Source organism: Shewanella sp. 4_MG-2023 (assembly GCF_030548015.1).
GTDB lineage: Bacteria > Pseudomonadota > Gammaproteobacteria > Enterobacterales > Shewanellaceae > Shewanella.
The window spans coordinates 1-12,842 of record NZ_JAUORL010000045.1 but is presented as its reverse complement, the minus strand read 5'-3'; the positions used below and the strand labels follow the sequence as shown (position 1 = coordinate 12,842).

Sequence of the window (12,842 nt, the reverse complement as noted above, 5' to 3'; positions counted from 1 at the left end):
GCTTGGCTTTAATTGCCTAATATTAAAAAAGCAAAGCAAGACCTTAATTTCACCACTAAAAATCTAACATCTGCAGCTGGTAATAATCTGCCCATTTTTCACGCCAGATAAAGGTTTAGAGCTTATAGATTAAGCCCTAGCCAGATTTTTAACTTTTTTGTATATCGCTCTTAATGGCTTAATTTTTGAAAATTGCATTCTAATCGTCTCAGCAAGGTATTTTTTATTTTTAAACCGCTTAAGACCATTAGGCGCAATCATTTGGTTTGTATCAACACAATAAACAAACTTGTTAGACCGATTAGCAATTTCAATTGCTTGCTGATAATCACTTTCGATAAATAACACATTTGGGCTACGCTTAAAGTAGTCTGCCTTATGGGAAAAATAATCTACTTGGGCCCGTCTTGCGGCTTTTGAAGGCAAATCTAACATTTCTAGTTTGTTATAATTAACGCCATGTTTTGCCAGCCATTGCTCAGTATGTGGTCGAAATTTTTCTAACCTATTAGTTATCAGCACATCAACTTTCATGGTTGGGATAAATCGAGGAGTCGCATCAGCGAGAAACTGAATATATTTCTCCCCATCATCATTTTGTTCCTCAGTTGGATCCTGGCACAGAACACCATCAATATCGACACAAGCCTCAGTCACGATAGGATGATGAAATAAGTTCCATTCAAAAACCCGTGGAAAGTCCACATGCTCAAAAAAGATATCAACTTTGTCACTGACAAGCGCAGTGGTGTAAATCGCAGCTGTGGTCACCTTGCCTTGGAAGCTGCTAGGTATTTTGGCTAGCGCATCTATCATCGAACCACCAGTTAGAATGCTGTCATCGACAATTAAAATGTTGCTTGCTTCATGGGGGAAGTTTAAGGCTTTTTTGGCATCACGAGTAATGCCTTTACCTAACTTATCATTGCGAATAAAAGCAGGTAAATCGATACAGTTAGCATTGAGCAATAACGCCACCATATATGCAGGTACCATTCCACTTCTTGGAATACCTACAATTAAATCAAAGTCTTGTTGATTGATTTTGTGAATATTATTTTTAATATCATCACTCAAATCACAAAAGGACTTATAATTCATAGCAAACTCCAATGTTCATAAATTACAGCCTGATGCTTCAAAGCAGACGCTGTTAAGCTTAAATTCTACTAAATACTCATAGAGTATTGGTCCGTAGCCGCAACTACTATGCCGCCCAATACATACCGAATCATTAACCTATGTTGTTTGAGTAAAGTTCAGATTCGATCCCTCAAGACTCTACTCTAACTAATGCAATTTATTGAATTTAGCCATAACAGCATGCTTTATCAATTGTAGCTTGGTCTAATAAAATACAAATAACCCTTTAACAGCCTAAATTAAAAATACGCCATAAAAATGACAGTTTTAAGTCTAAATCAGATTAGTAAATTATCAAATCTACAAATATCAACAAACAGGATAAACATCAACCTTGACTGTAGCACTACACAGTTTCAGCCAATGAACAATTAAGCGGGTAAAAAAAATGCCACAGATAAAAACAGATATTGTCTCATATAATCAATAAGTAAGTGACTCATTCAAAAATAGACACACTATATATATATTTTATTAAAGCAAAATAACGACTCAAGATGATAATTATTTCAACCATAAGTCGTAGCTAAGAGTTGAGTTCAATTCACTTCAATATGAGTAAATCGCGACAAGCTTCGAAATTACCAATTAAAGCTGATCTTAATCATAAAATTAATTAATTTCAGTTTTAAAATCTAACCTCTAGAACTTCTTATTTTTTATTGTCTATCTTGAGTTTTATTACCCTGTGGAACTTCAAATTGACTATCATGATTTTGTTTTTCAGAAACTGAAATTACTTCATATATATAACGTGCTAATGCCTCTTTTTCCACTCAATTACTATGTCATCGACCATACGAATTAAAACTGAAATACGCCAGCTAAGTATTCTTTATAGCGTTAACCCTGCATGAGTAGCTCATCACGATACTTCATGGCATCAGCCGAAGTAATATCGTTAACGCAAATAGCTTAGGTATCTTTTTGATGATCGATTTCCTATTTTGGGCAGCAACTCAACGAAGTGACGGGGTCTTTGCGCAAGCTGGTTAATAGATGCAGGTTAATAAGTAGTGGACTAAAACCTGATTTCTCTTTTGAGGTAACAAATGCTGCCAATGCATTATTCAAGCTCATAACTGGCAGTGGTTTGGCTACTGAGTAAGTTTCACTGTGTTGTGGCAGCTTAGTGTCTCTGATGGGGATACTAAAACTTGCTGGCTTTGTACTGATGGCCGACTTGTTTTTCTCAAACTCACTGCGAAGACTGTTAATCACTTCATCAACATAACGAATAAAGTCATTAATACAGATTTGATGATCTATGGCATTGATGATTTTTTTGAGTGTACTTGCTACATCGATATAGCGCCTATATTGCTAATATGGCTTCAGCAAAGCCTAGGGTTAACAAAGATACTTTTACATCAAAAGGAAAGCCTTTATCACGTAAATATGTGGCTAAACAGATACGTGTGAGGTACACGTTAATAGGAGCTCTGCTGATGCGAAAAGCAGGGATATTGACTGAGTCAATCCTCTCAAGGAAGATAAGTGACTATAAAACAGGCACTTCAAACACTAGACAATAAAGTAGTTTTGAATTGATAGTATTAATCTTCAATATTTTTAGTAAGTTAAACGAAAAAAGGCTCATCATTTCTGATGAGCCTTTCGTCTTAAATATGGCGGAGAGATAGGGATTTGAACCCTAGATGGGCTACAAACCCATGCCGGTTTTCAAGACCGGTGCATTCGACCACTCTGCCATCTCTCCGAACGCCGAGAATAATATAAGTATCAGACCTCGTTGTAAACCGGAATTTATAAAAAAACATTCAAATGCTCATCAAATAAGCTTTTAAGACATTTTTCCACCTTTGTTGGCTCATTTGCTAATCAGGTGAGTTAAAATCACCTTCTACACCACTGGATTCCCTCACCTTTTCTATCAACAAACACGCTTTTAGCGATTACATTTTGTTTAAAGAATTACGCTAAACCCCAAATAAGAAGCAGCAATGGCCTTGAATATAGCAATCCAGTGTCATATTTTTCCAGCAAGCCCATAGATAATCCGCAAAGCATCGAACATTTCAATGATATGACGATAATATATGCTAAAATCGCTTTAACTATTTCTGATACTTAAAGCTATGACCACAACTTTAATTTCTATACCCAAACTTGCTCCTCAGTTTACGTTACCTCAATCTTTACCTTCTACTGCTTATCTAAGCCATTTATTGTTGGGACAAGAGCGTTGTTTAGATGCATTTAATTTAATGACTAAACTTGCACACCAACATTTATTTGTCGCTGATTTTGCGGGTATTGAGCGTGAACTGTTTATTAAAGCCCTTGTGAGTCAGGCTAATACGCCATCAGATTCCTTTTTGGTTGCGACTAAAAGCCAAGATGAAAATCACAATTTTAATTTCCGCTGGCAGGCTGAGTTACCGGCAGAGAATGTTGGCACTGTTGCGCATCAAAATACCCTTTACAGCTATGTTAGTGGCTCTATTCGCCGCGCTGATCTAGTCGGTAAAATGCATAAGACTGATAAGTCTAGCCAGTATAAAGCTGGCATTTTAGCCTCCAACCATTTCGTTTTTATTGATGCTAACTCTTTATGGAAACGTGAAGGCCTGTGGGATTTTGTCATGCAGATCCTCGAGCATAAACAATATAAAATTAGCAACGATATCGCGCCAATCCCACTCAATTGTAAAATTGTGCTAATGGGCTCAGCTAACTTGTTTACTCATTTAAGAACTGAAGACAGAGTTTTTTATAAAAACTTTCCACTGCTTGGCGAGGTTAACTCAGAAATTGATTTAACTAAATATAATGAAACTCAGTACCTGCAATGGCTAAATAGTTTAGCTGATGCCTATAACATTCAATTAGAGCCATCAAGCTTGATACCGCTATTTAATTACAGCGCCAAACTTACTGAGCATCAGCAACGCTTAAGTTTATCAATGCTGCAAATAGTTCAGGTACTGACTCAAGCTAAAGCATACTCTAATAGTGCTTCGCTCAATTCAACTGCCATAGCAAAAGCTCTTAGACAGTCAAAGTCACGCCATGACAGTTCTGAGGTTTATTCAGCACAAAACTTTGATGATAATTTCATTAATCTGCAAACGAGCGGTGAAATAATCGGCCAGATTAATGGCTTAACTGTGATTGACACTGATGATTCAAGTTATGGCGAGCCGGCAAGGATCACTACCTCTGTCCATTATGGTGACGGTGAAGTGATTGATATTGAGAGGAAATCAGAGTTGGGCGGTAATATTCATACTAAAGGTATGATGATCCTTTCAGCTTCCTTGTACCGTATTTTTGGTCGCGATGTACCTTTGCATTTAAATGCCAATATAGTGTTTGAGCAGTCTTATCAAGAGATTGATGGCGATAGTGCCTCTTTAGCTGAGTACTGTTGCTTAATGTCTGCCATTGCCGAGCAGCCGATTAACCAAGCATTTGCCATTACGGGCGCACTAGATCAATTCGGCGCGGTGCAAGCCATTGGTGGTGTGAATGAAAAGATCGAAGGCTTCTATCATTTATGTAAGCGACGTGGCTTAACAGGTGAGCACAGCGTTATTATTCCTAAATCGAATGTGCTACAACTAAACCTTGAAACCGAAGTTATTGAGGCCGTTGAAAAAGGCTTGTTTCATATTCATGCAATTGAGCATATGGATCAAGCTATCGATTTATTAATGAAAGCTCCAGCAGGGGTAAGAAACGAAGACAATGATTTTCCTGCTGAATCAATTTATGGCCAGGTCCAAACACGTTTAGAAAAAATGGCTGGCCACGATGATGAAGAGCTCGAATTAAGCTTTTTACAAAAAATATTAATGAAATTAAAGATATTATAGTGATCGGAGTTGTTTAGCTTACACGTGTTCGCTATCTTGTCAGCCTATTCGTAATAAAGTGGTAAATATTTAAATGAAAAGAGCTAACAGTTTCACTAAAGAAGAGCTGATCGCATGTGGTAATGGCAACCTTTTTGAGCCTAACTCACCACGTCTGCCTGTCGATAATATGTTGATGATAGATAGGATCACAACCATTAATGCTGACGGTGGTGAATATGGTAAAGGCGAAATAGTCGCTGAACTCGATATCACCCCTGATTTATGGTTTTTTGACTGCCACTTTAATGGCGATCCTGTGATGCCAGGTTGCTTAGGTTTAGATGCCATGTGGCAATTGGTTGGCTTTTATTTAGGCTGGGAAGGCGCAGAAGGTAAAGGGCGCGCACTTGGGGTTGGCGAAGTAAAGTTCACCGGGCAAGTATTACCGGAAGCGAAAAAAGTCACCTATAAGCTCACTTTAAAACGAAAGATTCACCGTAAGCTGGTTATGGGGATTGCTGATGCCACTATGGAAGTGGATGGCCGTGAGATTTACTCGGCTACTGATTTGAAAGTCGGTATTTTTAAGGATACCTCGACCTTTTAAGCATTTCACTGAATATGAATAGTAATCACTGTTAGCTAATGTTGCTTCGGGTTAACTTAGCTAAACGGCATTATTTTGCCCTCAATCAACACCCTGAGGGCAAAGATATTAATATGATGCCTTTTCATTTATTTATTAAACAAACCACTCATACGTCCATCTACGCCTTCTCTCCAACCACCTAACCATTGAGATTTAGAATCTAAAGTTCCGTAAGGGCAAAGCTCCTTAGAGCGCCCTGCAATACCTGCTTGGAATCCCTTAGAAAAAGCTCTATCTAACTTATCTCTTTTTTGTCTTTTCATTAACACATCCTCATTTTGTTAATCAAGAAGCGTTCGCTTCAGCATTAGAAATAGGTGAAATTTCACACAAGATCAATGCAAAAATATGACAAAATTATGTGTTTTTAATTAAAGTATTGAGATAAAAAGCAAAAAAAAATCGAGGAATAATCCTCGACTTTTAGTTCAAAAAATGCTCTCTACTTAAGCTTGCGACGACGTAACCAAAGTAACGGCAGAGCGAATAACCAAGCAAAGCTAGCCGCCCCTTTTCTTACATAGGGCTCATCTTCTACGTCATCACTTTCAGTACAGGCTTGTTCGTTACCTGATACCGGTTTCATTACCACCATACGCGGTAAATAAGACGTTACAGGGTCGCCATTACCATTTATTTCAAATAACGGTAGGTTAGTGTCTTCATCAAGAATCAAATTACCATCGGTATCAAATTGGTATAAAGGTTTACGAATAAATGCTGTACCTACAATGGTGCCGTCTTCATTGATGTCATTGGCCTCAACCACATATATTTCACTGTCATAGCTTAAAATTGAGCCGTCACCATCAATAACCTCAACCGGATAACGAGTCCATTTACCATCAGCATCTTGCTCATAGCCTTTTGACTCACACGTTAAAGTCGCATTAAGGTTCACAAATTCATCATCACCGATGTTATAAAGAAAACCTGCTTTTGGTCGCGGCTTATCTTTATCATAAGTGACCTCAATATTACCAACCACTTGACCTGCATTATTAATGGCTTTTGGGTAACTACTTAGCTCTGAAATACCTGAATCTTGAAAGTCACTAGGTACTACGATTTCAGCAGATGGGTTGTTAATATCGTAATAGAAGAACTTATCTCGTAAAATTCCACTGACATATTTATAAAAAGTACCAATGACAATACCATTATCATTAATATCACGTGCTATTGAGTTATAAACATCGTCACTGAAAATATCAGTATCAATCCACTGATACTCATATTCACCTGCGGCATTTTTCACCCAGTAGGCGGCATCTTGATAAAGATCATCCGTTTTACCATTACGGTAAACGTGTGAGCGCCCTACGACGACATCATTGTTGTTAACACCTAAAGCTTGAGCGGTATACACCAAGGTTGAATCTTCATCAGGGGTTAAACCTAACTCCAACTCAATGACGTTTTCTGCAGGAATCGTATTATCATCAGCAATTTGCCATACATGGGCACGGGTTTGATACTGAATGTTACGACGACCATTTGCAGGGAACTGATCGGCCTGCACGCAAATTTCAACTGGCGCAGGAGAGTCTTCATCAGCATCTAAATCTGCGTCAATACAACTATCGATTCGATCTGAGCTAAATTCAATAATGTCAGTACTGGCATAACCTGCCACCAAATTATTATTGTTAATCGCCGCAGCTGCTGACCAACCACCTAACTCAACCACAAAATCGTCATCTTCACGAATATAAGTTTCGTAAGACGGTACTAATTCAAGTTCTGCGCCATCAGGCGTTACGGCAACACCACGAAGTTCAAAATCGCGATAGTACCAAAACTCTTGGTCTTCATCACTACCAACATAGTCGATAGTTTTTTCAGGCGCAGTATATGAACCAACTTTGTAATTGTTGTCATTCATGCCATAGAAAAAGGTATCAACCGAGTTGATAATTAACTCGCCTTCATCATCAACATCGGTTGGTGCTGTAGTGCCATTAACGCTATAGAAGTTTGGATACCAAGCTGACTCAGCATCGTTTTCTTCCGCTGTGAAAGTAAAGTTATTTGCCACCAGAGGCAAAAATACTGAATAAATAATGGTTTCTTCAGGTGCGATACCATCTTCTACATCAATAACGTCATTGTCATCTTCGTCATCATCGACAGATAGTTTTTTCTTACCTTTAGAAACACCTACAAGTTCATTGTTGGCATTAACAGCCATGGCGTAACCACTTCGGGTACCGTCTACTGTGCCTTTAAGATCAAAATCTTCAATGTTTACAATTTCATATACTGGAGCGGCATGTACACTTCCGATAGCGCCAAGCACACTCAAGGCAACGACAGATAATGCCTTATCAAACTTCGACTTCATTATAATTCCTATTATTATTATACGCTTACTTCAGTGATTCGAGTTCTTCCCAACGCTCGAAGCAAGTGTCCAATTCCTGTTCTTTTGTCGCCAATGCTTTAAGCACTGAGTTGACGGTATCTTGTGGTTGGCTATAAAAATCAGCTGAAGCCACAGTATTTTGTATTTCTTCTACTTCTTGTTCTAACTTTTCCATTTTACTCGGTAGTTGTTCGAGTTCACGTTGAAGTTTGAACGATAATTTTTTAGGTGCTGTACTGGCAGCTTTAGTCTGCTTTACAGGCTTAGTTTCTACTGGCGCAGGAGTTTGGACAACAGATGTTGCTGCTTGTTCCTCAGAATAAAATTTAGCGCCCTGAGAGACGGCATCATTGTATCCGCCAACATACTCATGCCAGTTACCATTACCGGCAAACCACCAACTACTGGTCACGGTATTATCAATAAATTCCCTGTCGTGACTAACAATCAATAAGGTCCCTTTAAAATCAGTTAGTAAGGACTCTAACAATTCTAGGGTCTCAATATCAAGGTCATTGGTTGGTTCATCGAGAATAATTAAGTTTGCAGGTCGCAATAACAAGCGTGCTAATAGCAATCGGTTTTTCTCACCACCTGATAACGCCTTAACAGGGGTACGTGCACGCATAGGTGAAAACAAGAAGTCTTGTAAGTAACTTAATATATGACGATCTTGACCGTTAATCGTAACGGTTTTCTTACCGTCGCCTACGTTTTCTTCAACGGTTTTTTCTGGATCTAACGCTTCACGGTATTGGTCAAAATAGGCAACTTCGAGTTTGGTACCGACTTTAACTTCACCTGATTGCGGCGAAAGCTGCTCAATTAATAGCTTAATTAATGTTGATTTACCACAACCGTTTGGCCCGATTAAGGCAATTCTGTCACCACGTATAACCGTTGAACTGAAGTTTTTAACTAAATCTTTATCAGGTAAATTGTAATTAAGATTATTAATATCAAATACTAACTTACCAGAACGCTCAGTATCACTGACGTTCATCTTGGCATTACCTTGACGATTCAGGCGCTCACTGCGTTCATTTCTTAATGCTTTAAGGGCGCGCACTCGGCCTTCATTACGGGTACGTCTGGCTTTTACCCCTTGACGGATCCAAGTTTCTTCTTCTGCTAATTTTTTGTCAAAATGGGCATTTTGTTCCGCTTCAACACGCAACCACTCTTGCTTACCTTCTAAATAAGCATGGTAATTACCCGGCCACGATGTCACTACGCCGCGATCTAAATCAACAATGCGTGTTGCCATACGATGAATAAAGCCACGGTCATGACTGACAAACACGATAGCGCCTTTAAAGTTTAATAAAAACTCTTCAAGCCATTCAATGGTATCAATATCAAGGTGGTTGGTCGGTTCATCAAGCAATAATAAGTCCGGTTCGCTAACTAGGGCTCTTGCTAATGCCACTTTACGCTGCCAGCCACCTGATAACTCACTAAGGGGTTTATCGGGATCTAAGCCTAACAATTCACAATTTTGAATAATACGAGAATCTAAATGCCAGCCGTTATTATGATCTAATGACTCTTGCAAGCGCTGCATTTGATTGAGCATCTTGTTCATTTCATCAGGTTCAGCGGTAGCAACGTCATGTGAAAGCTTATGATAACGCTCTAGCATTTCACCAATTTCTTTTAATGCTAAAGAGATATATTTATAAACCGTGCCGGTTTCAGCTTTAGGCGGATCTTGCTGTAGTCGACTGACATTCACATCAGAGGCAATATTAAATTCACCGTCATCAAGTAATACATCACCTGACAGCACTTTCATTAAACTTGATTTACCCGCCCCATTTCGGCCTACGATACACACTCGCTCACCAGGTAAAATAGTGAAATCAGCATTTTTCAATAACGGGGTATAGCCATAGGCTAAAGAGCCATTATTAATACGAACTAAACTCAAGCGACGCTCCTAATAAATTCTGTTAACTGCTGGGCATCAAAGGGCCAAAACAATTCTTTTTCATCCATAACTAACACTGGTATAGAGATGCCATAACGGCTTGCCAGTGTGTCATTATCGCAAATATCAATATGTTGATAGTCAATGCCTAATTGCTCAACTAACGCTTGAGCAATTTCACACAGATGACAGCCATCTGTGTGATATAAAATTAGGCCTGCACTGTCTGTTGTTGGGTTAGAACTCATACCTTTAACCTTATAGCTTATTTAGCGTAAGGAGACTTAGCATGGGTAATTAACCAAGTATTATGGATGTGCGGATTACGCTTATAATCCAATGGTAATGTTTGACTATCGATATTTTTAATGTCCATTTTATATTGGCTTAAAAGCTCGATATCCATTTTAAATTTACGCTTATTATTCGAGAAAATAATTTCGCCATTAGGGCTTAATACTTTAATCAAATCAACCAGCATTGCCGCATGGTCTCGTTGAACGTCCCAGCTATCTTCCATTCTTTTTGAATTAGAAAAAGTTGGCGGATCGATAAATATCAGATCGAATTTCTCTTCACAATCTTTCACCCACTGAATACAGTTAGCTTGGATGAATTGATATTGCTTACCTGATAAATTATTTAAATCAAAATTCTCTTTTGCCCAAGCAAGGTAAGTATTTGACATATCGACTGTAGTGACAGATTTAGCCCCACCTAATGCCGCATGTACCGATGCAGAGCCTGTGTAAGAAAATAAATTCAGCACATTTTTACCCGCTGATTTTTCACCAACTAATTTACGGGTCAAACGATGATCTAAGAATAAACCGGTATCAAGGTAGCCAGTTAAATTTAACTTAAACTTAGCGCCATACTCTTGGGTAATGATCTCCAGCTTTTGTTGATCAAGCTTTTGATACTGGTTGGTGCCCTTTTGCTTTTCACGGGTCTTTAAGGTAACGCGATCAGGGTCCATATTTAATGCTGCAGGCAATGAGAGTAATACATCGGTTAAACGACGCTTTGTCACCGCTTCAGGAATAGTCGCAGGCGCAGAGTATTCTTGAATAACCACATAATCGACATATTTATCAACTGCCACATTGTATTCAGGTAAGTCAGCATCATAAATGCGGTAACTATCAATACCTTCTTTTTTAGCCCACTTGGTTAGTTGCTTCATATTCTTTTTAATACGATTAGCAAAAGCAGGCGAGATATCTGCAATATCAACACCTTCAGGCAACACCGGCATTTCACGGCGAGTGCTTTTAGCATGCAAAGTATATAAGTTAAAGCCACACTCTAGTGCACCGTTAAACATCTTCATTTGCTTATCGGCTTTTAGCTTTAATGCTGAGAGTAATTCAATATCACTACACAACATGGCAATTTTCCAACCGCCAAAGTCTTTCTTAAACTTATCGCCAAGCTTGTAATACAGCTTCAATAATTCCGTAATGCTACCTAAACGCTCACCATATGGTGGGTTTGAGATTAAGAAACCCGCTTCTACTGGTGGAGTAACATCAAGTGCATCTGAAACACTAAATTCAATTAAATCAGCAACACCGGCGTTTTCTGCGTTTTGTTTTGCAAGCGCTACAAGGTGACCGTCAATATCAGAGGCAAAAAACTTTAATGCGCAGCGAGTTTTACCAAGACTGGCTCGGGCTTTTGCTTCATTTAAAACCCCTTGCCATAGGGTATCGTCATGTTGATGCCAATGCTCAAAACCAAAACGGGCGCGTTTAAGAGCTGGAGCAATATCTGCAGCCATTAATGCCGCTTCGATAACAACGGTACCACTGCCACAAAAGGGATCTAATAATGTAATTGGATTTGCTTGCCAACCACTTCTTATAAGCATGTTAGCGGCTAAGTTTTCTTTCAGAGGTGCTTCACCGGTTATTGATCGGTAGCCACGTTGGTGTAAAGAAGCGCCAGAGAAATTAACTGAAAGCGTTAATTGATTATTACGATAATGGGCATCAATTCTAAATTCAGCATTGACGCGTCCAACATCAGGTCTATCTAAACCATCATCGCGAAAACGATCCACAACCGCATCTTTGGTTTTTAAAGCGCCAAACTGGGTATTATTAATAAAGCCGCCAGTACCGTGAAAATCGATACTGAAGGTACTATCGTTTGAGAAGTGAGACGGCCAATCAATACTGTAAGCTGCGTTATAAAGTTGCTCAGCAGATTCACAAGCACCTTTATAGATAACCACAACAATTCGGCTAGCAAGTCGAGTCCACAATGTAATTCGATAGGCAAGTTCTAAAGGCGCAGAAAAATACACACCAGCGACGCTTTCCTTAACATCAGTAGCACCAAACTCTTTAAGCTCATTGGATAAGCTATATTCAAACCCCTTTGGGGCAGCAGCAAAAAAATTTAACATGGATAGACAGTCATCAACTCACAGATATAATTAAGCATGCATTATATACCTAAACCGATATTAGGTGTGAAAATGTCTGTTAATTGCCACATTTTATACAATACATTACCGATATAGCCCTGTATTGGTGAGTAAACTTTCATTTCTGTTTCAAAACTACGGCTATAACAGGGCTATCTGCCTTATAAAGCCGCTATTTTTTGCTATTGGTGCTCAGTAAGTCAGCAAGCAGTAATAAAGTTGTCATTATGACTTGCCAAGAACAAGATTGGCCGTTATAGTCTGCCCCGCTTAAACGGACGCGGGATGGAGCAGTTTGGTAGCTCGTCGGGCTCATAACCCGAAGGTCGTTGGTTCAAATCCAGCTCCCGCAACCATTTAACCTTAGTAAGCAGACAATTAGTTAGCATATAAATAGTCGGGCTCAGCTAATATAAACTGGCAAAGGTCGTTGGTTCAAATCCAGCTCCCGCAACCATTTAACCTTAGTAAGCAGACAATTAGTTAGCATATAAATAGTC

General features: G+C 38.9%; 9 protein-coding genes and 2 tRNA genes. 3 read left to right on the top strand and 8 right to left on the bottom strand.

Annotated features, from left to right (window positions below):
* Positions 1–129: 129 nt before the first annotated feature.
* The 3 genes from Q4546_RS17935 to Q4546_RS17925 all read right to left on the bottom strand — a co-directional run bounded on the left by Q4546_RS17935 (position 130) and on the right by Q4546_RS17925 (position 2,863).
* A complete protein-coding gene (locus Q4546_RS17935; RefSeq protein ID WP_303446762.1) occupies positions 130–1,101 on the bottom strand; it encodes a phosphoribosyltransferase family protein in 972 nt (323 codons plus the stop codon).
* Positions 1,102–2,085: 984 nt separating this feature from the next.
* Positions 2,086–2,364 carry a hypothetical protein gene (locus Q4546_RS17930; RefSeq protein ID WP_102531542.1) on the bottom strand — a complete coding sequence of 93 codons (279 nt, stop codon included), beginning with the start codon at positions 2,362–2,364 and terminating at the stop codon, positions 2,086–2,088.
* Positions 2,365–2,772: 408 nt separating this feature from the next.
* Positions 2,773–2,863, bottom strand: a tRNA-Ser gene (locus tag Q4546_RS17925).
* Positions 2,864–3,242: 379 nt separating this feature from the next.
* Here Q4546_RS17925 and Q4546_RS17920 point away from each other — a divergent pair.
* Both Q4546_RS17920 and fabA read left to right on the top strand, forming a co-directional pair.
* Complete coding sequence (locus Q4546_RS17920) at positions 3,243–4,982, top strand: S16 family serine protease (protein ID WP_102437653.1); 1,740 nt, start codon at positions 3,243–3,245, stop codon at positions 4,980–4,982.
* A gap of 73 nt (positions 4,983–5,055) precedes the next feature.
* A complete protein-coding gene (gene fabA, locus Q4546_RS17915; RefSeq protein ID WP_102437655.1) occupies positions 5,056–5,571 on the top strand; it encodes a bifunctional 3-hydroxydecanoyl-ACP dehydratase/trans-2-decenoyl-ACP isomerase in 516 nt (171 codons plus the stop codon).
* 128 nt (positions 5,572–5,699) lie between these two features.
* Here fabA and rmf read toward each other — a convergent pair whose 3' ends face one another.
* The 5 genes from rmf to rlmKL all read right to left on the bottom strand — a co-directional run bounded on the left by rmf (position 5,700) and on the right by rlmKL (position 12,321).
* Positions 5,700–5,876 carry a ribosome modulation factor gene (gene rmf, locus Q4546_RS17910; RefSeq protein WP_076539913.1) on the bottom strand — a complete coding sequence of 59 codons (177 nt, stop codon included), beginning with the start codon at positions 5,874–5,876 and terminating at the stop codon, positions 5,700–5,702.
* A 179-nt stretch (positions 5,877–6,055) separates the two neighbouring features.
* Positions 6,056–7,957 carry a DUF3466 family protein gene (locus tag Q4546_RS17905; RefSeq protein WP_303446760.1) on the bottom strand — a complete coding sequence of 634 codons (1,902 nt, stop codon included), beginning with the start codon at positions 7,955–7,957 and terminating at the stop codon, positions 6,056–6,058.
* A gap of 25 nt (positions 7,958–7,982) precedes the next feature.
* Entirely contained in the window at positions 7,983–9,908 is a 1,926-nt protein-coding gene (locus Q4546_RS17900; protein ID WP_102476871.1) for an ABC transporter ATP-binding protein, read from the bottom strand.
* Positions 9,905–10,156 carry a glutaredoxin family protein gene (locus Q4546_RS17895; protein WP_102437661.1) on the bottom strand — a complete coding sequence of 84 codons (252 nt, stop codon included), beginning with the start codon at positions 10,154–10,156 and terminating at the stop codon, positions 9,905–9,907. The genes Q4546_RS17900 and Q4546_RS17895 overlap by 4 nt, the downstream gene beginning before the upstream one ends.
* A gap of 17 nt (positions 10,157–10,173) precedes the next feature.
* Positions 10,174–12,321, bottom strand: coding sequence for a bifunctional 23S rRNA (guanine(2069)-N(7))-methyltransferase RlmK/23S rRNA (guanine(2445)-N(2))-methyltransferase RlmL (gene rlmKL / locus Q4546_RS17890; RefSeq protein WP_303446759.1), 2,148 nt, complete (start codon positions 12,319–12,321; stop codon positions 10,174–10,176).
* Positions 12,322–12,621: 300 nt separating this feature from the next.
* Here rlmKL and Q4546_RS17885 point away from each other — a divergent pair.
* A tRNA-Met gene (locus tag Q4546_RS17885) sits at positions 12,622–12,698 on the top strand.
* The last annotated feature ends 144 nt before the right edge of the window (positions 12,699–12,842 follow it).

Coding starts and splice junctions, on each gene's coding strand:
- rmf (WP_076539913.1), bottom strand. CDS start 5,876: ATGAAAAGACAAAAAAGAGATAAGTTAGATAGAGCTTTTTCTAAGGGA.
- rlmKL (WP_303446759.1), bottom strand. CDS start 12,321: ATGTTAAATTTTTTTGCTGCTGCCCCAAAGGGGTTTGAATATAGCTTA.
- Q4546_RS17895 (WP_102437661.1), bottom strand. CDS start 10,156: ATGAGTTCTAACCCAACAACAGACAGTGCAGGCCTAATTTTATATCAC.
- Q4546_RS17935 (WP_303446762.1), bottom strand. CDS start 1,101: ATGAATTATAAGTCCTTTTGTGATTTGAGTGATGATATTAAAAATAAT.
- fabA (WP_102437655.1), top strand. CDS start 5,056: ATGAAAAGAGCTAACAGTTTCACTAAAGAAGAGCTGATCGCATGTGGT.
- Q4546_RS17920 (WP_102437653.1), top strand. CDS start 3,243: ATGACCACAACTTTAATTTCTATACCCAAACTTGCTCCTCAGTTTACG.
- Q4546_RS17905 (WP_303446760.1), bottom strand. CDS start 7,957: ATGAAGTCGAAGTTTGATAAGGCATTATCTGTCGTTGCCTTGAGTGTG.